Source organism: Streptomyces calvus (genome assembly GCF_006782915.1).
Classification (GTDB): Bacteria; Actinomycetota; Actinomycetes; order Streptomycetales; family Streptomycetaceae; genus Streptomyces; species Streptomyces calvus.
Genome location: NZ_VCNP01000054.1, coordinates 149,650 through 170,820, shown reverse-complemented (window position 1 = coordinate 170,820; position 21,171 = coordinate 149,650). Strand labels below are relative to the sequence as shown.

Annotated in this window: 18 protein-coding genes; 2 read left to right on the top strand and 16 right to left on the bottom strand. The window is 73.1% G+C overall.

What is annotated here, in order from left to right:
• Window positions 1–6: 6 nt before the first annotated feature.
• The 14 genes from FGW31_RS26940 to FGW31_RS26875 form a co-directional block, all read right to left on the bottom strand.
• Entirely contained in the window at window positions 7–1,164 is a 1,158-nt protein-coding gene (locus tag FGW31_RS26940) for a dienelactone hydrolase family protein (RefSeq protein ID WP_142196129.1), read from the bottom strand.
• Complete coding sequence (locus FGW31_RS26935; protein ID WP_142196128.1) at window positions 1,157–2,281, bottom strand: pectinesterase family protein; 1,125 nt, start codon at window positions 2,279–2,281, stop codon at window positions 1,157–1,159. The genes FGW31_RS26940 and FGW31_RS26935 overlap by 8 nt, the downstream gene beginning before the upstream one ends.
• Window positions 2,282–2,376: 95 nt before the next feature.
• Window positions 2,377–3,708: a pectate lyase family protein gene (locus tag FGW31_RS26930; RefSeq protein WP_142196127.1), complete on the bottom strand. Its 1,332-nt coding sequence runs from the start codon at window positions 3,706–3,708 to the stop codon at window positions 2,377–2,379.
• A 30-nt stretch (window positions 3,709–3,738) separates the two neighbouring features.
• Complete coding sequence (locus tag FGW31_RS26925; RefSeq protein WP_142196126.1) at window positions 3,739–4,536, bottom strand: rhamnogalacturonan acetylesterase; 798 nt, start codon at window positions 4,534–4,536, stop codon at window positions 3,739–3,741.
• Window positions 4,537–4,677: 141 nt separating this feature from the next.
• Window positions 4,678–6,039, bottom strand: coding sequence for an ABC transporter substrate-binding protein (locus FGW31_RS26920; RefSeq protein ID WP_142196125.1), 1,362 nt, complete (start codon window positions 6,037–6,039; stop codon window positions 4,678–4,680).
• A 73-nt stretch (window positions 6,040–6,112) separates the two neighbouring features.
• A complete protein-coding gene (locus tag FGW31_RS26915) occupies window positions 6,113–7,636 on the bottom strand; it encodes a glycoside hydrolase family 43 protein (RefSeq protein ID WP_142196124.1) in 1,524 nt (507 codons plus the stop codon).
• Window positions 7,633–8,478: a DUF6807 domain-containing protein gene (locus tag FGW31_RS26910; RefSeq protein ID WP_142196123.1), complete on the bottom strand. Its 846-nt coding sequence runs from the start codon at window positions 8,476–8,478 to the stop codon at window positions 7,633–7,635. Before FGW31_RS26910 ends, FGW31_RS26915 begins: the two co-directional genes overlap by 4 nt.
• Window positions 8,475–9,656: a Gfo/Idh/MocA family protein gene (locus FGW31_RS26905; protein WP_142196122.1), complete on the bottom strand. Its 1,182-nt coding sequence runs from the start codon at window positions 9,654–9,656 to the stop codon at window positions 8,475–8,477. The genes FGW31_RS26910 and FGW31_RS26905 overlap by 4 nt, the downstream gene beginning before the upstream one ends.
• Window positions 9,653–10,549, bottom strand: a complete 897-nt coding sequence (locus FGW31_RS26900; RefSeq protein WP_142196121.1) for a carbohydrate ABC transporter permease — start codon at window positions 10,547–10,549, stop codon at window positions 9,653–9,655. Before FGW31_RS26900 ends, FGW31_RS26905 begins: the two co-directional genes overlap by 4 nt.
• Entirely contained in the window at window positions 10,546–11,481 is a 936-nt protein-coding gene (locus tag FGW31_RS26895) for a carbohydrate ABC transporter permease (RefSeq protein ID WP_142196120.1), read from the bottom strand. Before FGW31_RS26895 ends, FGW31_RS26900 begins: the two co-directional genes overlap by 4 nt.
• A 98-nt stretch (window positions 11,482–11,579) precedes the next feature.
• Entirely contained in the window at window positions 11,580–13,331 is a 1,752-nt protein-coding gene (araD, locus tag FGW31_RS26890; RefSeq protein WP_142196119.1) for an L-arabinonate dehydratase, read from the bottom strand.
• Entirely contained in the window at window positions 13,328–14,236 is a 909-nt protein-coding gene (locus FGW31_RS26885) for a dihydrodipicolinate synthase family protein (RefSeq protein ID WP_142196118.1), read from the bottom strand. The genes araD and FGW31_RS26885 overlap by 4 nt, the downstream gene beginning before the upstream one ends.
• The gene (locus FGW31_RS26880; protein ID WP_142196117.1) at window positions 14,233–14,928 is read right to left on the bottom strand and encodes a GntR family transcriptional regulator; all 696 of its coding nucleotides are present in this window, start codon (window positions 14,926–14,928) and stop codon (window positions 14,233–14,235) included. The genes FGW31_RS26885 and FGW31_RS26880 overlap by 4 nt, the downstream gene beginning before the upstream one ends.
• A gap of 582 nt (window positions 14,929–15,510) precedes the next feature.
• Complete coding sequence (locus FGW31_RS26875; RefSeq protein WP_142196116.1) at window positions 15,511–16,098, bottom strand: TIGR03086 family metal-binding protein; 588 nt, start codon at window positions 16,096–16,098, stop codon at window positions 15,511–15,513.
• 660 nt (window positions 16,099–16,758) lie between these two features.
• Between FGW31_RS26875 and FGW31_RS26865 the strand changes: the two genes are divergently transcribed.
• The gene (locus FGW31_RS26865; RefSeq protein ID WP_142196114.1) at window positions 16,759–18,009 is read left to right on the top strand and encodes an MFS transporter; all 1,251 of its coding nucleotides are present in this window, start codon (window positions 16,759–16,761) and stop codon (window positions 18,007–18,009) included.
• On the opposite strand, the gene FGW31_RS26860 is transcribed toward FGW31_RS26865, so the two are convergent.
• Together FGW31_RS26860 and FGW31_RS26855 are read right to left on the bottom strand one after the other, a co-directional pair.
• Complete coding sequence (locus tag FGW31_RS26860) at window positions 17,946–19,109, bottom strand: hypothetical protein (protein ID WP_142196113.1); 1,164 nt, start codon at window positions 19,107–19,109, stop codon at window positions 17,946–17,948. The genes FGW31_RS26865 and FGW31_RS26860 overlap by 64 nt on opposite strands.
• Window positions 19,106–20,047 (bottom strand): 5-dehydro-4-deoxyglucarate dehydratase, encoded by a 942-nt coding sequence (locus FGW31_RS26855; protein ID WP_142196112.1) that lies wholly within the window; start codon window positions 20,045–20,047, stop codon window positions 19,106–19,108. The genes FGW31_RS26860 and FGW31_RS26855 overlap by 4 nt, the downstream gene beginning before the upstream one ends.
• 258 nt (window positions 20,048–20,305) lie before the next feature.
• Between FGW31_RS26855 and FGW31_RS26850 the strand changes: the two genes are divergently transcribed.
• On the top strand, window positions 20,306–21,115 hold the full coding sequence (locus FGW31_RS26850; RefSeq protein WP_142196111.1) for an NAD-dependent epimerase/dehydratase family protein: 810 nt from the start codon (window positions 20,306–20,308) through the stop codon (window positions 21,113–21,115).
• Window positions 21,116–21,171: the final 56 nt, after the last annotated feature.

Genomic DNA, 21,171 nt, shown 5'->3' with positions numbered 1-21,171 from the left:
GCCGGCTCACACCACGGCGTCGAGCCAGGCGTACACCTCGTCCTGCATCGCGGAATTGAAGACGTGGCCGTACTCCGGCCACGTCTTCAGCCGCAGCCGCTCCTCGGCGCCGCGCGAGCGCCACACGGCGCGCAGCTTCTCGTGGGCCACCCGCACCCCGTCGGCGGTGAACAGGGTGTCCTGGCCGCCGTGGAAGAACAGCATCGGCCGGGGCGCGGCGATGCTCGCCACGTCGGGGATGTCCAGGTGCCGGGAGAGCCCCGGGTGGAGCATGTGGAACGCCGACTGGCCGCGCAGCGTGTTGTTGCCGGGGACCATCATCTCCTTCAGGCCCGTCATCCAGCACACGCTCGCCGCCGCCGCGATGTCGTCGCTGAGGGCGGCGACCTGCCAGGCGCGGTAGCCGCCCATGGAGAACCCGACGGCGGCGACCCGGCGTCCGTCCACCCGGTCCAGGCTCGCCAGGAAGGCGGCGGCCCGCTGGTCCTCGCGCGCCATCAGCCCGGCGGGCGAGGAGCCCAGGTGGTAGAGGTTGCTCGCCAGGGCCTGCTGCTGCTCGTAGGCGAGGGGCCCGCGGTCGCCCCAGCCGAGCGCGTCCAGGCACAGCACCACATAGCCGCGCCGGGCGAGTTCGTCGCCGACGAACCGTCCGTCGAAGTACCGGTCGGCCCAGGCCTGCGCGGAGGCGAGACGGGTGTCGTCGTGCCAGGGCCGGACGAGTTTCTCCTTCCCGATGTCGAACTTCGACCCGTGGTCGTGCAGCAGGAGCACCGCGGGGAAGGGTCCGCGGCCGTGCGGGGTGAGCAGCGAGCCGCGGACCCGTTCGTACCGGGTGAGGGAGAGGGTCACCGACTGCCGTGTGCAGCCGCCGGCCCGGACGCCCGCGGTGAACTCCGGCGCATACGGGGTGTCGTCCTGCCGGTCGGTGAACAGCAGTTCCTCGACCTGGGCGCGGGCCGCCCGGCGCCAGGCGGCGAAGTCCCGTTCGGGCGAGGTGCCCCAGGCGAGCGGGAACCGCAGGTCGTCCTTGAGGGCGGGGTGGAAGTGCGGCAGGTTGCCGCCGACGGGTTCGGCCGCCCGGCTGCTCCCGGCGCCCGCGGCGAGGGCCGCGGCGGCGGCCCCGGTGACGAACGCCCGTCGTCCCGGGCGCGCCGCGCTAGACACGGGGCCGCCAGTCGCCGAGGTGGTCGGCCGGGGTGTGGGAGGCGGCCTCGGCGCGGGTGAGCTGGGGCCGGTTCTCGGGGACGGTGATCACGGCGCCGGGGCCGGTGTTGCGGTACTCGGCGAAGCGCTGGTCCTGCCAGGGGTAGCCGCTCGCCATGGTGGCGTACGGCTCGGCCGCGTCGATGCCGGCGCTCAGGTGGGTCTCGCGGACGGTGAGCATCGGGCGGGCGGTGCGGTCGGAGCTGGGCACCCAGGGGCGGGCCAGCTTGTAGTGGCCGTCGGGGGCCTCGCTGCTGATCCGGCTGCGGGTGACCAGGTAGCCGCGCGGGTTGGCGCCGGCGGTGGACGGCGCGAAGACGAAGCCGTACGGCGCGGCCGTGAGGTCGGGGCGTACCAGGGTGCGGAAGTGGCAGTGCGCGAAGACGGCGGTGGCCCGGCCGAAGACGAAGTCGACGTCGCCCTCGGCGTAGCAGTGGGCGAAGTACTGGCGGGCGAAGACGTCCAGGGAGAGGGAGTCGGCGTACAGGGTGTCCTGGTGGCCGAGGAACCGGCAGTGGACGAAGGCGCTGCGGTCGCCCTGCACCTTGAGCGCGACGGCCTGGGTGCCGGTGGTGCCGGGGATGTCGCCGCGCAGCCAGTCGTTGGCGAAGGTGATCCAGCGGGCGGTGAAGCCGTCGGGGCGCAGGGTGGTGGTGGCGGAGCCGGAGGTGCCGAGGGTGCCGCCGCCGGGCTTGGGGGTGCCGGCCGCGTTGTTGTAGACGATCACCACGTCGCGGGGGTTCTCGGAGGCGCCGAGCCAGGTCATGTCGGTGCGGTCGGCGTCGACCGTGACCGTCTCCCGGTAGACGCCGGGCGCGATGACGAGGACGCGTCCGACGCCGGTCGCGGCGGTGACCGCGGCCTGCACGGAGGTGAAGTCACCGGCGCCGCCGGGGTGGACGTACAGGGTCCTGGGGGTGAGGCGGGCGGCGGGCGAGCCGTACCGGCCGAACGGGCCGCCGGGCCGGCCGCCGGCCGGGGCGGGGGCGGCGGACAGGGCGAGGGCGGTGCCGGCCGTGGCGCCGGCGAGCAGGAAGCCCCTGCGGGACAGGGACAGCGGGCCTGGGGAGGAGGGCATGCGGGTGCTCCTTCGGGGACGGTGAGGGCCGGGGCGGTGCGCACCCCCGTGGGTGGGGGCGGGGAGCGGGCCGCCCCGGCCGGCTGCCGGGAGGGTCAGCGGACGCGGCCGGCGCCCGCGTGGTGCTTCACCAGGGCCGGGACGGCACGGGCCGGGTGGACGGCGGCGCGCAGGGCGGGGGTCCATCCGGCGCCGGAGCGCAGGGTCTCCTGCGGGATCTCCGCGTTGTGCACGGCGATGAGGTCGGTGCTCCGGCCGTTGACGCGGTTGTGCGCGGCGGTGAGCGGTGAGTCGTTCCAGCGCTTGAGGATCTTCGCCGGGCTGATGCCCTCGGGCAGCGTGAACGCGTTGTGCTCGGCGACGAGCTGGGACTCCTTGCCGATGCCGAAGCTGTAGGAGTAGCCGGCGTCGGCGACGAAGTGGTTGTTGTACACGTCGACCTGTCCGAAGCGGACCCGCGGCGCGCGCTCGACCAGGTTCGAGAACAGGTTGTGGTGGAAGGTGGCCTTGAGTTTGCCCCGGTCGCCGACGGCGGTGGACTCGCCGTCGCTGTTGCCGATCAGGATCGTCTTGTCGTGCTCGGTGAAGACGTTCCAGGAGGCGGTGACGTAGTTCGCGCCCCGGACGATGTCCAGTTCGCCGTCGTGCTGCTGGTACAGCATGCCGAAGTACGTCGGGGCCTCGCTGTCGGGGTGCTCGCCGTCGGTGAAGGTGTTGTGGTCCAGCCAGACGTGGGTGGAGCCGTACACGACGGCGGTGTCGTACTCGGAGTTCCAGTTGCCCTTGCTGCCGTCGGTCGGGTCCCACTGGGGGAAGCAGTCGACCGGGCTCTCCAGGGTGAGGTTGCGGACGATGACGTTGTCGACGCCGCGGATCTGCAGGCTGGCGCCCTTGATGCCGGCGTTCCGGCCGACGCCGATGATGGTGGTGTCGGCCGGGATGTTCGCCTTGATGGCGGTGTCCTGCCGGGCGGCGGAGGCCCTGCGCAGTCCTTCCGGGCTGTCGTCGGGCTCGGCGCTCAGGTCCTGCTCCAGGCCCCAGGTCTCCGGCGCGTACTTCTCCAGGTAGGCGTCGAAGTCGTAGCCGGGCGCGGCGAACGCCTCGCAGCCCTGGGAGACCGCGTCGATGGTCCCCTTCACCTTGATGATCCTCGGCGCCGTGCCGCCGGCCGTCAGGGCCGCCTTGAACCCGGCCCAGTCGGTGACGGTGTACACGTGCTCGGCGTCGGCGTCCGCGCCGCCGGTGGTGCCGGTGCCGTGGGCGGCCCAGCCGTCGCCGGCGCCCAGCGTCTGGCGGGCGGGGTCGGGGTGGTGCGCGGGGGAGTGCGCCTGGGCGCCGGTGCCGGTCAGGGCCAGCACGAGGGCGGTGCAGCCGGCCAGCGAGGCGGCTCTGGTAATGGCATGCCCATGCCATATCGGTCTGTTCACGGTGCGGCTCTCCTTCGTGGTCCAGGGGTGTTACGCGGCGGCCTCCGGCCAGGTGATCCACGACTGCGGGATCTCCTCCTCCAGCCGCCGCACGTCGCGCGGGGCGAGCACCCGGGTGCGCAGCAGCTCCCGGGCGACAAGCCGCGCCACGGCGATCGCGCCCGGCGGATTGAAGTGCGTGTTGTCCTGCTCGGTCGCCGTCCAGTTGAAGTACGTCTTGGTCTCCTCGGCCCCGAGCCGCTGCCACAGCGCCAGCGACAGCGCCTGGACGTCCAGCAGCGGGACCCGCTCCCGCTCGGCCAGCGCCCGCATCGCCGCCGGGTACTCGCCGTGGCTCGGCACGGCCCGTCCGGCCGCGTCGAACCGCCGCCGCTCCACCGGGGTGGCCAGCACGGGGTGCGCGCCGCGGGCCCGCGCGCCGTCGACGTACATCCGCAGGTACTCCTGGTACGTGGTCCAGGGTTCGGTGTGGCGGCTCGGGTCCTCGGCCTTCTCGTCGTTGTGCGCGAACTGCACGACCAGCAGGTCACCGGCCCGGATCACGGCGAGGACCGCGTCCAGCCTGCCCTCGTCGACGAAGCTCTTCGAACTCCGCCCGTTGACGGCGTGGTTGGCGACGTCCAGCCGCCGGTTGAGCAGGAACGGCAGCGCCATACCCCACCCGGTCTCGGGCGCGGCGTCGGCGTACTTCTGCGCGGCGGTGGAGTCACCGGCGATGTGGAGGGTCCGGGAGCGGGGACCGGGAGCGGCCTGCGCCGTGCCGGCCGCGGCGAGGCCCAGCGGGAGAGCCAGGCCCGCGGCGGCGGCCTGTCTGCGCGTGAGGGACAACGGCTGTGCCTTTCGACGGGGAGGGAGCGCCCTCTCGGGGCGCCGGGCGACGGTGCTCCGCGGCTCCGCCGCGAAGGGCGCGGCCCGCCCGGGACGGCCCGCGGCCCGCACCGGGACGGGCCGCCCCCGGCGAGCGCGGGATCAGGCCATCTGCTCGTCCCACTCGGCCTTCGCCTCGTTCAGCTGCTCGGCCAGGTTGTCCAGGAACTCCTTGGCGCTCATGTCACCGAGGAGCACCTTCTGGAAGTTCGGCTCGTTGTCCGCCTTGGAGATGGTGTTCCAGTCCGGCAGGTAGTACGGCAGCTGCACGATGGTCGTGGACCCGTCGCTCAGCGCGTCCGCCGCCAGCTTCGTCGGCTCGGCCTCGGCGATCCAGTCGTCCTTCGCCGCGTCCGCGTGCGCGGGCACCTGGCCGGCCGACTCGTTGAACTTCGAGTTGGACGGCGCCGAGGTGGCGAACTCGATGAACTTCCAGGCGGCCTCCTTGTTCTTGGAGCTCTTGAACAGGCCGATGCCGTCGACCGGGTTGGAGACCTGGACGCGCTTCCCGCCGGGCCCGGTGGGCTGCGGAATGCCGCGGAACTTGTCCTCGCCGAGCGCCTTCACGTGGTCCTGGTAGGAGCCCAGGTTGTGGTTGAGCATGCCGATCTGGCCGGAGTCCCACTGCGCGACCATCTTGGTGAAGTCGTTGTTCAGGTCGGCCGCGGGCGTGGCCTTCTTGAACAGGGCGGCGTACTTCTCCAGCGCCTCGACGTTCTTCGGGTCGTTGACCGTGGTCTTCTTGCCGGTGGAGTCCCAGAACGAGGTGATGCCGGACTGGCCGTACATCGCGTCCAGGGCCTGGGCGATGGAGCCGGCGCCGCCGCGGATGGTGTAGCCGAACTCGTTCTTGTCCTCGTCGGTGAGCTTCTCCGCGGCCTCGAAGAAGCGGTCCCAGGTGGACGGCTCCTCCAGGCCCGCCTTCTCGAACAGGTCGGTGCGGTAGTAGAGGACGCCGTTGTTGGCCGAGGTGGGCACCGAGTACAGCTGGTCGTCGCCGCCGCCGGCGGCCCGCAGCGACTCGACCATGTCCTTGTTGAGCTTGCCGTCGAGCGGGGACTCGGCGATCCGGTCGTCCAGCGGGTCGAGCGCCCCCTGGGCGGCGAAGCCGGCGAGCATGGACGCGCTGATGCCGCCGACGTCGGGCAGGCCGCCGCCCTGGATGGCGGTGTCGACCTTGGACTGGTACTCGGTGGCGGCGATGCCGACGTACTGGACGTCGATGTCCGGGTTGGCCTTCTCGAAGTCGGCGATGATCTGCTTCCAGATGTCGGTGCGGACACCACCGTTGTTGTCCCAGAAGATGATCTTGCCCTTGCCGCTGCCCTCGGCGCCCTCGTCCCCGGCCGCGCCGCTGCCGTCGTCACCGCAGGCGGTGGCGGTCAGGGCGAGCACGGCCCCCAGGGCGACGGCGGCCGACGTCCGGCGCCTGCCTGTGCTGCTTCTGCGCATGCTGATCTTCATTGGTCGGCTCTCTTCTTCGGGATCCAACGGGTTATGAAGTTGTGGGGGGTCTGTCGCGGCGGTCCGGCGGTGGTCAGCCGTGCGCCCGGGCGCCGATCCGGAACCGCGTGAACGTGGCGGCACCGGCGTGTCCCTGACCGGTGGGCGCCAGGGCGACCAGGCCGAGCAGGGCTCCGACCCAGCGCCACGGAGTGGCGGCGAAAACCTGACCGGAGGGGCGGAAGCCGTCGCCGGTGTCGGCGGAGAACCGGCAGCGCGCGCCGGCGCCGATGTCGATGCGCAGCCGTGCCCGGCCCTCGGGAGCGGGGCGCGGGTGGCCGGCGTCGCGTTCCCTGTCGGCGACGGCCTCGGCGAACCGGTGCACCAGGCGCACCGCGCCGTCCGCGCCCCGCTCGAGCCCGATCCAGCAGTACGCGTCGCCGAGGACCGCCAGTCCGGCGCGCGCCCCGGCTTCCGCGCCGTCGAGCCGCAGCTCCACCTCGACGGTGCAGGGGGTGCCGGGCAGCCGCTGGGTGAGGACGTTGGGCACCTTGCGCAGGTCGTCCGCGTCGGCGGAGCGCACGCACGTCAGCCGCAGCCCGTCCGCCGAGTGCTGGGTCGCCCAGCCGTCCCGGGGGTTGGCGGCCCACTGCCACTGGCGGCCGTACCGTCCGCCGGGGAAGTCGTCGTCGGTGGCCGGCGCGGCCGGCGGCTGCGCCGGCAGGTCCGGGCGGCGGTGAGCGGCGACGGGGGCGCCGTCGTCGCCGAGGACCGGCCAGCCGTCCGTGTCCCAGCGCATCGGCTGGAGGTGGACCACCCTGCCGTACGCCCCGCGCTGCTGGAAGTGCAGGAACCAGTCCTCGCCGGACGGGGTGCGCACCCAGGCGCCCTGGTGGGGGCCGTTGACGTCGGTGTCCTTCTGTTCGAGGACGACCCGCTCCTCGTACGGCCCGAAGAAGTCGCGCGAGCGGAAGGCGCCCTGCCAGCCGGTCTCCACTCCCCCGGCGGGCGCGAGGATCCAGAACCAGCCGTCGTGCCGGTAGAGCTTGGGGCCCTCCAGGGTGAACCAGCCGGGGATGCGGTCGGCGTCGACGATCACCTTGCCCTCGTCGAGGAGTTCGGTGCCGTGCGGGTGCATCCGGTGCCCGGTGAGGCGGTTCTTGACGCCGCTGCGGGACTTCGCCCAGGCGTGCACGAGGTACGCCTCGCCGGTCTCGTCGTCCCACAGCGGGCACGGGTCGATCAGGCCCTTGCCGGCCTTCACCAGATGGGGCCGGGTCCACGGGCCGCGGATCGCGGGGGCGTTGATCTGGAAGATGCCCTGGTCGGGGTCGCCCCAGAAGATCCAGAACCGGTCGTCGTGGTGGCGCAGGGACGGCGCCCAGACACCGCAGTCGTGACGGGGCACCGCGAACTCGGCCTCGGGTTCGAGGCGTTCCAGGGCATGGCCGACGAGGGTCCAGTCGACCAGGTTCCGGGAGTGCAGCAGCGGCAGTCCGGGGACGCGGCCGAAGCTGGAGGCGGTCAGGTAGAAGTCGTCGCCGACGCGGATCACGTCCGGGTCGGACCAGTCGGCGTTCAGGACCGGGTTGCGGTAGGTGGGTTCTGCGCCGGTCACGGGCTCACCGCCTTGCGGACCAGGGCGGCGGCCTCGTCGCGGCCGAGCCGGCCGTCGGCGACGACGGTGACGACCCGACGGACCACGGTCTCGCCGGGCGGGACCGGCAGCCGTGCCTCGTGGGCGAGGGAGGAGCCGACGCCCGGGTACTCGCCGGTGCGCACGAACCAGGGGTCGCGCCGGGTCGGCGCGGTGGCACCGGCGAAGACCAGCGTCCACGTCGTTCCGGCGAGCGCCAGCCAGTCGGCGGGACGGCCGTGCACCGCGTCGACGCCCTCGGCGCCGGCGGTGAAGACGTCCGGTGCCGTCTCCTCCTTGCGGGCCCGCCAGAAGAAGCCGCCGTAGGCCGCGCCGGGACGGCCGTTGGTGGCCGGGCTGCCGACGGAGAGTGCGGCGGAGGTGACGTTGGTGAGCGAGAAGGTGAGGTCCAGCACCCAGGCGGTGCCGGTGAGTTCGGTGGCCGCCACCGTGCGGCGCTCGCGCAGCAGCTCGCCCGGCGCCGCCACCCAGCGCAGCTCCTCCACGAACCCGTCGGGGTCGCGCAGCTGGAAGGCGGTGTGCCGCTGGCAGCCGTGGTTGTCCAGCTCGGTCGGCCCCTGGTCACGGACGTAGGTGCGTCCGCCCCAGAAGTTGAACCCCTCGACGTCGGGAACGGCGACACCGACGCCGAGGTGGTGTGCGTGGTCGGCGGGGCTCAGTTCGGTGACCGCCGTGCCGGCCAGGGTGGTGACCGGGTGCAGGTACGGCCGCGGGGAGAGCCGGGCCGGCAGTTCGGGCCGGGTGACGTACCGGCCGACGGGCCGGCCCGCGACGCGCAGGACCAGGGAGTCGTTGCCGGTCATCGGGTGCTCACCTCTTTCGGCGGGTGCGGGACGGGCAGCGCCCAGGGGGCGCCGAGTTCGGAGTAGAGGGACAGGGTGTCGGCGGCGGCCGCGACCAGGCCGTCCACGCCGGGCACGACGCGCCGCTCCTCGCCGGGGACGCGGTGCCAGGTGCCGGCGGGCAGCGGGGCCGGGTCGGGGGCCTGCCGGATCGCCTCGACGACCTTCATGAACGCGCCCGTCGTGTCGGGCGTGACCAGCAGCGGGGTGCCGCCGGTGAGGTGGGCGACGAGGTCCTCCAGCAGGTCGGTGCGGTCGAACCGCAGCTCCTCGGGGCCGTGGTCGGCGCGCTGGACCAGGACGCGGTCCTGCTTGTACCAGAAGGTGATCCGCCCGCTGGTGCCGTGCACCAGGACGTACGGCTCGTCGGCCCGCTCCGCGCAGAGCGTCGCGGCAACGGTGACCGGCCCGCCGCGCACGGTGGAGATCCGTACGCAGGAGGTGTCGTCCGACTCGATGTCGTTGGCGCGCAGCAGTTCGGTCTCGATGCCGGTGACGTCCTCGGCGCGGGTGCTGCCGGCGAGCGCGAGCGCGGTGGCGACGGCGTGGGCGAGCGGGTTGGTCAGCGCCCCGTCGATCACGTCGACGCCGTTCAGCCGCCGCCGGCCCGCCCAGGGGGCGCGCCGGAAGTACGCCTCGGGCCGCACCCAGGCGCCGGCCCCGCCGACGCCGACCACCCGGCCGACGGCGCCCCCGGAGACCAGCTCCCGGATCGCGGGCACGGCGTGCGAGCCGAGCGACTGGAAGCCGATCTGGCAGGCGACGCCCGCCGCGGCGACCCCGTCGGCCATCCGCCGGAACTCGGCGTACGACGGTGCCGGCGGCTTCTCCAGCAGGAGGTGCACGCCCCGCTCGGCGGCCGTCAGGGCCAGGTCGGTGTGGGTGGGGATCGGGGTGCAGATCACCGCGATCCGGGCGCCGGTGGAGTCCAGCAGGGCCCCGAAGTCGGACGACTGCTCGGGGAGTTCACCGCCGAACTCGTCCTCGGTGAGCGGGCTGAGCTCGCAGATGCCCACGAGCCGTACGATGCCGCGGTCCTGGAGCCGGCGGATGTTCTCCACGTGCCAGCGGCCGTGGCCGCGGGCGCCGGCGAGGACGACCGGGAGCGGGGCGCCGGGGGCGGTCGGCGGTTGCGTCATCCCTTCACCGCCCCCGCGCTGAACCCGGTGATCAGCCACTTCTGGATGAAGGCGAAGACGATCACGACGGGGACGGCCGCGATGATGCCGCCCGCGGCGAGCGCGCCGAGGTCGACGCTGTCCGCGCTCATCAGGGTGTTCAGGCCGACCGGGATGGTCTGCTTCTCCTGGTTGTTGAGGAACATCAGGGCGAACAGGAAGTGGTTCCAGGAGTGGACGAAGGCGAAGGAGCCGACGGCGATCAGGCCGGGCCGCAGCAGCGGCAGCACCACCACGCGGAAGGCCCGCATGCGGTTGCAGCCGTCGACCCAGGCGGCCTCCTCCAGGGAGTACGGCACGTTCTTGATGAAGTTGCTGATCAGGATCATCGACAGCGGCAGCTGGAAGACCGTCTCGGCGATGATGACGCTGCCGAGGGAGTTGATCATCTGCAGTTCGGCGAAGATCTCGAACAGCGGGACCAGCAGCAGCGCGCCGGGCACGAACTGGGAGCAGAGCAGGGCCAGCATGAAGCCCCGCTTGATCCGGAAGTCGAACCGGGCGAGGGCGTAGCCGCCGGCCAGCGCGACCAGCGTGGTCATGATCAGCGTGGCGACGCCGACCAGGACGCTGTTGTAGAAGAAGGTGCCGAAGCTGCGGTCCGTCCACACCTTCTCGAAGTGGACGAACGTCATCGGCCAGGGCACCAGCGAGGTCGAGCCGGCCGGGCGCAGCGCGAAGAGCAGGATCCAGTAGAACGGGATCAGGGTGAAGACGAGGTAGATGCCCAGCGGAAGGTAGATCTGCCAGCGGGGCGCCTCGTCCCAGGCCCGGCGGCGCTTGTTCGGGCGGGGCGGTTCGGGGGCGGTGGGCGCGGGGGCGGGGGCGGCCTGCGTGGCCTCTTTGGTGATCACTTGCTTTCGCCTCCGAACTTGCTCAGCCGCAGGTAGACCATCGAGCAGAAGAGCAGGATCACGAACGCGACCGTGGTCAGGGCCGACGCGTAGCCGAAGTTGTGTGCGTCCACCGAGGTGTTGGCGATGTACAGCGGCAGCGTCGTGGTCTCGCCCGCGGGTCCGCCGCCGGTCAGCGTGTAGAGCAGGTCGACGTTGTTGAACTCCCACACCGCGCGCAGCAGCGTGGACAGGATGATGGCGTCCTTCAGGTGCGGCAGCGTGATGTGCCAGAACTGCTTGATGCGGCTGGCCCCGTCGACCTCGGCGGCCTCGTAGAGGTCCTTGGAGACGGACTGGAGGTCGGCGAGGATGAGGATCGCGAAGAAGGGCACGCCGCGCCACAGGTCGGCGACGACCACCGCGGGGAAGACCGTGGAGGTGTCCGACAGCCAGCTGACGCCGTAGTCGCCGATGCCCATGTCCGCGAGGTAACGGGTGATGCCGGTCTGGGAGTTGTAGAGCAGCACCCAGATCGCGGAGGTCAGCACGCCGGAGACGGCCCACGGCGAGAAGACCAGGGCACGGCCGAGGCCGCGGCCGACGAAGGTCTGGTTGACGATGAGGGCGAGCGCCAGGCCGAACAGCAGTTGCAGGCCGACCTCGACGAACACCCACTTGGCGCTGAAGACCAGCGTGTCCCAGAACAGCGGGTCGTCGGTGAAGATGCGGGTGAAGTTGTCGAAGCCCGCGTAGCCGTTCCGCCACGGCTTGGTGGGGTTGTAGTTCTGCAGGCTGTAGTAGAAGACGCTGATGACCGGGTAGGCGATGAAACCCAGCATGAGCAGGGCGGCCGGCGCGATCAGCAGGTAGGGGAGCCTGCGGGGCGTGGCGGAGGCACGGCGCCGCCGGGGTGGCGCGGGCGGTTTCGCCACGGCTGCGGCTTGGGCCATGACTGTTCTCCGTTCTCGGTACGTCGTGCTGTGGTGGTGCCTGAGCGGGGGAAGCGCTTTCTTCGTGTGTGTGCGGGGTTCCGTCGGCGAACGGCGGGTCAGCCGGCGTACGGATCCTGGACGGTGCCCGGGCGGGCGAGGAACTCGAAGTCGCAGCCGGTGTCGGCCTGGGTGATCTGCTCGTTGTAGAGCGCGCCGTAGCCGCGTTCGTAACGGACCGGCGGCGGTGTCCACTGCGCCCTGCGGCGCTCCAGCTCCTCGTCGTCCACGTCGAGGCGCAGGGTGCGGTTCTCCACGTCGAGGGTGATGGGGTCGCCGGTGCGCACCAGCGCCAGCGGTCCGCCGACGTACGACTCGGGGGCGATGTGCAGGACGCAGGCGCCGTAACTGGTGCCGCTCATCCGGGCGTCGGAGATCCGCACCATGTCCCGCACCCCCTGCTTGAGCAGGTGGTCGGGCAGCGGCAGCATCCCGTACTCGGGCATGCCCGGGCCGCCCTTGGGGCCGGCGTTGCGCAGCACGAGCACGCTGTCGGCCGTGATGTTCAGCGCCGGGTCGTTGATGGTCCGCTGCATCTGCTTGTAGTCGTCGAAGACGACGGCGGGACCGGTGTGCTTGAGCAGGTGCGGTTCGGCGGCGATGTGCTTGATGACGGCGCCGTCCGGGCAGAGGTTGCCGCGCAGCACGGCCACGCCGCCCTCGGCGGCGACCGGGTTGTCGCGGGGCCGGATGACGTCGTCGTCGTGGACCTGCGCGCCGGCGATCTGCTCGCGCAGGGTGTCGTGGCAGACGGTGGGCCGGTCCAGGTGGAGCAGGTCCGGGATCCGGGAGAGGAACCCGGGCAGCCCGCCCGCGAAGTGGAAGTCCTCCATCAGGTACGTCTGTCCGCCGGGCCGGACGTTGGCCAGTACCGGGACGGTGCGGGCGATGCGGTCGAAGTCGTCGAGGGTGAGCCGGACGCCCGCGCGGCCGGCCATGGCGATCAGGTGGATCACGGCGTTGGTGGAACCGCCGAGTCCGAGGACGGTCGTCACCGCGTCCTCGAACGCGTCCGCGGTGAGGATGTCGCCGATCCTGCGGTCCCGGTGCACCAGGTCGACGATCGTCATGCCCGCCCGTGCGGCCATCCGGTCGTGCCCGGAGTCGACGGCCGGGATGCTGGACGCGCCCGGCACCGTGACGCCGAGCGCCTCGGCCGCGGCGGTCAGCGTGGACGCCGTGCCCATGGTCATGCAGTGGCCGGGCGAGCGGGCCAGGCCGCTCTCCAGCTCCTGCATCTCGCAGTCGCCGATGACGCCGGCCCGCCGGTCGTCCCAGTACTTCCACATGTCGGTGCCGGAGCCGAGGACCTCGTTGCGCCAGTGCCCCGGCAGCATCGGCCCGGCCGGCACGAACACGGCCGGCAGGCCGGCGCTGGCCGCGCCCATCAGCAGCGCGGGCGTGGACTTGTCGCAGCCGCCCATCAGGACCGCCCCGTCGACCGGGTAGGAGCGCAGCAGCTCCTCGGTCTCCATGGCGAGGAGGTTGCGGTAGAGCATGGGGGTCGGCTTCTGGAAGGTCTCGCTGAGGGTGGAGACCGGGAACTCCAGCGGGAAGCCGCCCGCCTGCCACACCCCGCGCTTGACGGCCTGCGCGCGGTCGCGCAGGTGGACGTGGCAGGGGTTGATGTCGGACCAGGTGTTGAGGATCGCGATGACGGGCTTGCCCAGGTGCTCCTCGGGCAGGTAGCCGAGCTGGCGGGTGCGGGCGCGGTGACTGAAGGAGCGCAGCCCGGACGCGACGCCGCTGCCGTACCACTGGTGGCTGCGCAGTTCCTCGGGCCGCTTGCGCCGCTCGTCGGCGTGGCTCATATGGACCACCCCGCGGCGATGGCGGCGACCTCGGCGCGCTCGCTCTCCGGCAGGGGCCTGCTCGGCGGGCGGACCTCGCGGCGGCACAGGCCGAGGGAGGCGAGGGCCTCCTTGACGACGGTGACGTTGTTGGCGGAGCCGTTGGCGGCGCGCAGTTCCTCGAAGCGGCGGATCTGCTCCCACACCTTCATGGCGGTCGGGTAGTCGCCGGAACGCAGCGCCTCGATCATGTTCAGCGAGACGGACGGGGCGACGTTGACCAGTCCGGAGGTGAAGCCGGTGGCGCCCGCGGAGAAGTAGGACGGGGCGTACGGCTCGGCGAGACCGGCGACCCACACGAAGCGTTCGAGTCCCGCGTCGCGGGCGAAGGCGGCGAATCTGGTGGCGTCCGGCACCGCGTACTTGACGCCGATGACGTTGGGGCAGGCGTCGGCGAGTTCGGCGAGGCGGGCGCCGGTCAGCTGCGCGTTGCGGATGTAGGGGACGACGCCGAGTTCGGGCACCGCCTCGGCGATCGCGCGGTGGTAGTCGACCCAGCCGCTCTGCGAGACGTAGGGGTGGACGGGCTGGTGCACCATCACCATCTGCGCGCCCAGTTCCCGGGCGTGCCGTGCGGAGGCGACGGCGGTGGGCACGTCGTGGCCCACACCGACCAGGATCACCGAGCGCCCGCCGGCCTCGTCGACGGTCAACTCGGTGACCAGGCGGCGCTCTTCGGGCGTCAGGGCGTAGAACTCGCCGGTGTTGCCGTTGGGCGTGAGGGTCGTGATGCCACCGTCGAGGAGACGACGCAGCAGGGCCCGGTAGGTGCCGGGGTCGACCGTGCCGTCCTCGGCGAACGGGGTCACCGGGATCGCCACCACGTCGGCCAGCGCCGCCCGCTGGGTCTCGAACGTCGTTGTCATGCCTGACCGTCCTCTTTCTGGGCTTCCGGGGCGCCCTGGGCCTGCGGGGTGTCGAACCTCGCTTCGGGGAACGCCCGTCGCACGAACGACGCGATGTGCGAGTGCAGGGCGCGCGCCGCGCCGTCGGAGTCGCCGTCGAGGGCGAGCCGCAGGATGTCGCGGTGCTCGCTCGCCTCCCGCTCCCAGGAGGGGTCGGCGGCCCAGGCGACGGCCGAGACGAGGGCGGCCTGGTCGCGCACCTCGTCGAGCATCCGGGCGAGCAGCGGGTTGCCGCACGGCACGTACAGGGCGCGGTGGAACTCGCGGTTGGCCAGGGAGCGTTCGGCGGTGTCGGTGGCCTCGTCGGCCCGGGTCAGCGCCTCGCGGGCGGCGTCCAGGGAGGCGCCGCGCCGGACGGCGCGCTTGAGCGCCTCGGGTTCCAGGAGCAGCCGCACGTCGTAGACCTCGCGCGCCATGTCCGCGTCGACCATGCGCACCGTGACGCCCTTGTACTGGCTCATCACGACCAGACCGGTGCCGGCCAGGGTCTTGAGCGCCTCGCGCACCGGGGTCTTGGAGACCCCGAACTGTGCGGCGAGATCGGTCTCGACCAGGGCCTGGCCCGGGGTGAACCGGCCGGTGAGTATGCGGCGTTTGATCTCCTCCAGCACGTACTGCGTGCGGGAGGGGATCGGCGTGGGCACAGAGGTCATGCGCGCCTCTCGGATGTCGCGTATCTGATCTCGCGTATCGCGTCTCATATATGACGTACGAAGTACGACGCGATGACCGTAGGAGCGGCCCGGGGTTTCGTCAATGCTTCCGACAGGAGAAGTTGCCGTTGCCTTCCGGGAGGAGCGGTCGCGAGGAGCGGTCGCGAGGACGTCAGCCGCCCGGACACGGCGACGGCCCCGCCGTCCGCGCCGGGCGCGGGCGGGCGGGGCCGTCGGGGCCTTCGACCAGGTGGTCCCGCCCCGGGTGTCGCGGTGGTTCGCACCGGCCGGGCGGGCTCGTACGCAGCGCGCCCGGTGTGCTTCGCGGGACGGGTGCGGGCCGGGCGCGGGACGGGTGCGGGCCGGGCGCGGGACGGGTGCGCGACGGGTGCCGGGACGGGTGCGCGACGGGTGCCGGGACGGGTGCGCGACGGGTGCGGGACGGGTGCGTCCGTCCCGGGCACGGGCGGCCCGCCGGCCGGCGGTGGCGCGGCGGGGCGTACGACGGCGGCACACCGGCCGCGGTGGTGCAGCAGGCCGCCGGTGCCGGCCGCACGCGGCCGGAGCGCGCCGCTCAGGGGCTCACACGGAGCGCGTCCAGCCCGGGTCTCGGCCGCTCAGGCCGACCGCGCGGTCCAGGAGCGGAGCGTCGTCCGGGACGGGGACGACCGGGCCGAAGGGGCCCCGGTCGGACTCCTCGGCCGCCGCGGCGAGGAAGTCGTGCACCGCGCGGAGCGCCACGGGGTCGGGCGTGTAGTCCTGGCCGGTGGCGCGGGCCAGGTCCCAGCCGTGGATCACCAGTTCGTCGGCGACGACGGCGCCCGCGACCTCGCCCGGCAGGTCCACGCCCCCGGCCCGGGTCATGCCGGTCCAGGCGGCCGGATCCCGCCAGGCGTCGGCGAGTTCGTCGAGCGCCTTGGGCAGCTCCTCGCGCCAGCCGGGGCCGATGTCCGGCACGGCGGTGTCCGGGCTGGTGTCGGTGGTGACGCCGAGGTCCTTGCGCGCGGCGTCGCGGAAGGCCACGGCCAGCCCGAGGATGTGGCCCAGCACGGCGCGCACCGCGTACTCCGGGCAGGGCGTCCCGCCCGCCAGCTCGTCGTCGGTGACGTGCTCGGCCAGGCGCGCCACGATGCGTGCCTGTGGTCCGAGGTCGAGAGGGATGTCGGTCATGACCTGCCTTCCGTCGCGTGTACGGGTCCGCGGAACGTCGCTGTGTCCCGGCCCTGGAAGGCAGACCGGTCCGAACCGCGGAACTCATCGCCCGCCCGTCCCCGTCCCGAGCCCGTCGCCGAACCGTCGCGGGCCCGCGGGGCCCGGCACACGCGTCCGGTCCGGCGTCCGGAGGGCCTGTCGCGGCGATCGTCCCGGTGTCGCGGAGATCGTCCCGGTGTCACGGGGACCATCCCGGAGTCGCGGCGCCCGTCGTCGGACCGGCGCGGGCCGGCGCGGACCGGCGCGGACGGCGCGCCCCACCTCACGGCCGGGCCGCCCGGACGCCGGACCCCAGGGGCGTCGTTCGGATCCTGCCGGGGTCGCCGGGTCGGCGGGGACGCGCCGTTGCCCGGAGTCGGCCTGGTCCGAACGCCACCCCTAGGGCCTGTCGTTTGGATCATGTCGGTTTCGCGGGGCGTGGCACGCACATCTGCTGCGTTGTCGTCGGTTGTCGACGCTCCGCGTCGCCGCCCTCCTCCGCCTTGCAGCTGCACGCACCACGCCCCGCTCGGGTGGGCTGAGAAGCGCTGCGTCTCCCAGCCGACCTGATCCAAACGACAGACCCTAGGGCAGTTGCCCGATCCGCACCCCCGGGCCTTAGACCCACGATGGTCGGGCATGACGACCAAGAACGCCGGCAGGGCCGGCTGGAGCGCGGTGCGCGTGGTGCGCGACCGCAACGCCGGACTCTTCCTCGCCGGGGTGGTGATCTCGGGTTTCGGCACCTCGGCGCTGTGGCTGGCCGCCGGTGTGTGGGTCAAGGACCTCACCGGCTCGGACCGGCTGGCGGCCCTGTGCCTGCTGGCCATGTGGGCCCCGACCCTGGCCGGCCCGCTGCTGGGCGGCCTCGCCGACCGGGCGCGCCGCACACCGCTGCTGATCGGCGCGAGCCTGTTCCTGGCGGGCCTGCTGCTCACCCTGTGCACCGTCGACTCGCCACGCGGCCTGTGGCTGCTGTACGCGGTGCTGTTCGTGTACGGCGCGGTGGGTGTCGTCCACGACGCGGCCGAGTCGGCGCTGGTCGCCGCTGCCGTGGACCGTTCCCTGCTCGGCGACTTCAACGGGCTGCGGATGACCGCGAACGAGGGCATGAAACTGGTGGCACCGTTGGCGGGCGCGGGCCTGTACACGGCGTACGGCGGGGCGGGCGTGGCCCTGCTGGACGCGCTCACCTTCGTGCTCGCCGCGGCGGTGTACGCGTTCCTGCGGATCCCGGCGGACCGTCCGGCGCCGCCGTCGGACGGCCACCGGGTGCGGTCCGCCGAGGGCGCCCGCCACCTGTGGTCGCATCCGGTGCTGCGCCCGCTGGTCGTGGCGGGCGGCGCCACGATGCTGTGCGCCGGCCTGAGCGGCGCGCTGGTCTACGCCGTGGTCGACGACCTGGGCCACTCCCCCGCGTACGCCGGTGTGCTGTACGCCGTGCAGGGCGCGGGCTCGGTGACCGTGGGCCTGCTCTCCGGTCCGGCCCTGCGCCGGCTCGGCGCACGGCGCTTCGCGGCGTGCGGCATCGCGCTGCTCGCCGTGGCGGTGGCGCTGCGCGCGGTGCCGGACGACGCGCTGGCGTGGGCGTGCAGCGCGGCGATCGGCGCGGGCCTGCCCGCGGTGCTGATCGCCGCGCTGACCGCGGTGCAGCAGCAGACGCCGGGCCCGCTGCTGGGGCGGGTCACCGCGACCGCGAACACGCTGGTGTTCACGCCGAACGTCGTCGGCCTCGCGGTGGGCGCGGCGCTGGTCGAACCGGTCGGCCACCGGCTGCTGCTGGTCGTCGTGGGATGCGCGCTGGCCGCGACCGCCGCGGCCCTGCTTCACCGCCCGGCGAGCGCCGAGCGCACCGCCTCCAGGTCGCCGTCGGACGCCAACCCGGCGTGATACAGGCGCAGTTCGGTGGCGCCGAGCCGGCGCGCCTCGGCCGCGTCCGCCGCGAGGGTGCCGGGGCTGCCGCCCATGCCGGAGACCACGGTGAAGTTGGCGGCGAGGACGGCACCGTCGCGGCCCTCGCGCGCGAACGGCGTCAGCAGGCCGGCGCCGCCGGTGCAGGGCACGACCACGCCGTCGGCGACGGAGAGGATGTGCGCGGGGTCGACACCGGCGTTGGCGCCGCAGTGGTAGGAGACCGGGTCCGCGTGCAGCAGCACCTGGAAGCCCTCGGGTGCGGCCCGCCGCACGGCCGCGACCGCCGCCTCCTGGAGGGTGCGGGCGGTGCGGTCGCGCCAGGCGCGGGTGGCGCCGGCCCTCGCCGCGCCGAGGAGCTTCTCCACGCCCGCCCAGCCTCCGTCACAGGCGGCGCCCCGCCACACCGGGTCCAGCGCGTCCCGTACGGCGGCGGCCAGTTCACCGGCGTCCAGGCCCTCGGCGGCGTAGCCGTCGCGGCAGGCGGGGCAGAAGCACAGGGACATCAGGTACTGCCCGGCGCCCCCGAGCCCGACCCCGGCGGTCTTGTCGTGGGCGTGCAGATGGGCCAGCCCGTACCAGCCGAGGGACTCCAGTTCGGTGCCGCGCGCGCCGGGCCGTACCGCGGCCTCGGCGGCCAGCTCGATGAGGTAGGCGCGGGTGGCGGGCTGCGCGATGCACGGCGCCCACGGGTAGCGGTCGCCGTAGGCGTTGACCACGGAGGTGTCCGGACGCTCGGCGCCCAGGCGGGAGTTGTGGGCGAGCACCACCCAGGTGTGCACCTCCAGGCCGGCGTCCGCCAGTGCTTCGGCGGCCTCGCCGAAGGCGTCGCCGGGCGCCCAGTCACCGGCCGGGTACGGGCTCAGGGTGCGGCCGGACCAGCGGTCGCCGGGCGGGTAGAGCACGGCCGCGTGTTCGGCGGTGACGATGCGGTGGCGCGGGTGGCGCGGGGTCAGGGCGCGCGTGGAGTGGTAGGCGGAGGCGAGCGTCACCTGGGTGACGCCGAGCGCGGCGGTCCGCACGGGTGCCTCCGGGTCCCCGTTGACGTCCCAGGGGTAGACGAATGCCGAGGCCTTCACTTGTCCTCCTCGATGAGCGCGTGGCCCCGCTCGATCAGCCGGGCGAGCTGTTCGACATGATCCCCGGCCGGTTCGTGCAGCGGCGGCCGCACCTCCCCCACGTCCAGTCCGCCCATCCGCACGGCGGCCTTGACGAGGGAGACGGCGTACCCGGGGCCCTGGGCGCGCAGTTCGACGAAAGGCCGGTAGAAGCCGTCGATCAGCCGGTCCGCGGTGGCGTCGTCGCCGGTGCGGAAGGCGGTGTGGCAGGCGAGGGCGATCTGGGGCGCGAAGCAGAACACCGCGGACGAGTACAGGGTGATGCCGATGCCGCGGTAGGCGGGCTGGGTGAGTTCGGCGGTGGGCAGCCCGTTGAAGTAGAGGAAGTCGCCGGGGGCCTCGGTGCGGACGGCGCCGACGGTCCTGCGCATCAGGTCGAGGTCGCCGTGGCCGTCCTTGAGGCCGATGATCCCTTCGGTGCGGGCCAGTTCGACGACGGTCGGCGGGCTGAGGACGGCGTTGTCGCGCTGGTAGACGACGACCGGCAGGGAGGTGGCGGCGGCGATCTCGCGGTAGTGCCGCAGCAGCCCCTCCTGTGCGGCCCTGACCAGGTACGGCGGCATCGCGAGCAGCCCGTCGGCCCCGGCCCGCTCGGCCAGCCGGGCGTAGCGCACGGCGAGGGCCGTGCCGTAGCCGGCTCCCGCGACGACCGGGACGCGGCCCTCGGTGGCCTCCACGGCGGCCCGGACGCAGTCGCCGAACTCCTCGGGCGTCAGTGCGTGGAACTCACCGGTGCCGCAGCAGGCGAAGACGGCGGCGGCGCCGGCCTCCACCCCGCGCCGCACGTGCAGCCGGTAGGTGTCGAGGTCGACGGCGCCGTCGGGGCCGTAGGCGGTGACCGGGAAGAACAACGGCCCGCTGGGGACACTGAGTCGGGCGGTGAGAGGGGCTGGCGTCACAAGCTCTCCCGGGTCCATATTCATGATTCACGTCCATATTCCTGAACATGTACACGCTAAGACGCCGAAGCAACCGCGGTCAAGCGCACCGGCTCGTCGCACACCAGCGGATTCTCGCGTTCCGCGGGAAGTCGCGGCACACTTGACGGGCCGCACCCGATCTCCTTAGCGTGTCCACGCATATGAATGCCGTGCGCCCATGTGTACGTACATCCCTCTGTACGGCCGACACGGCCGGCGATGCAAGGAGACCCGAGGATGCCCGCTCCCCGCACCGTTCTGCTCACCGGCGCCGCCGGAGGACTCGGCACCCTGATGCGCGGGATCCTGCCGGACTACGGCTACGACCTGCGCCTGCTGGACCTGCGCCCGATCGACGGCGAGCCGGACGCGATCGTCGCGGACCTCGCCGACCGGGACGCCGTGCGCGAGGCGGTCCGCGGCGTCGACGCGATCATCCACCTCGCGGGCATCTCCCTGGAAGCCCCCTTCGCGAAGATCCTCAAGGCCAACATCGAGGGCACCTACCACCTGTACGAGGCCGCCCGCGAGGAAGGCGTCACGCGCATCGTCTTCGCCTCCTCCAACCACGCCGTCGGCTACACCCCGCGCCCGCAGGGCGACGACCCGCTCATCCCGGTCGACACCCCGCGCCGCCCGGACACCTTCTACGGCCTGTCCAAGTGCTTCGGCGAGGACCTCGCCCAGTTCTACTGGGACAAGCACGGACTGGAGACCGTCTCCGTGCGCATCGGCTCCTGCTTCCCCGAGCCGACCAGCGTGCGCATGCTCTCGGTGTGGATGAGCCCCGCCGACGGCGCCCGCCTCCTCCACGCCGCCCTGACCGCCGAGAACGTCGGCCACACCGTCGTGCACGGCTCCTCGGCCAACACCCGGCTGTGGTGGGACCTCACCTCCGCGCGGGCCCTCGGCTACGAACCGCAGGACGACTCCGAGCCGTTCGCCGAGAAGCTGATCGCCGAGCAGGGCGAACTGGACCCGGACAATCCGGCCCATGCCTGCCTGGGCGGGCACTTCCTCACCGACCCTCCGATCTGGCCGTACTGACGGGTCCCGGCCGGCCTCCGGTCGGCGGGAAAAGGACGCTCACAAGGGCGGGCGGG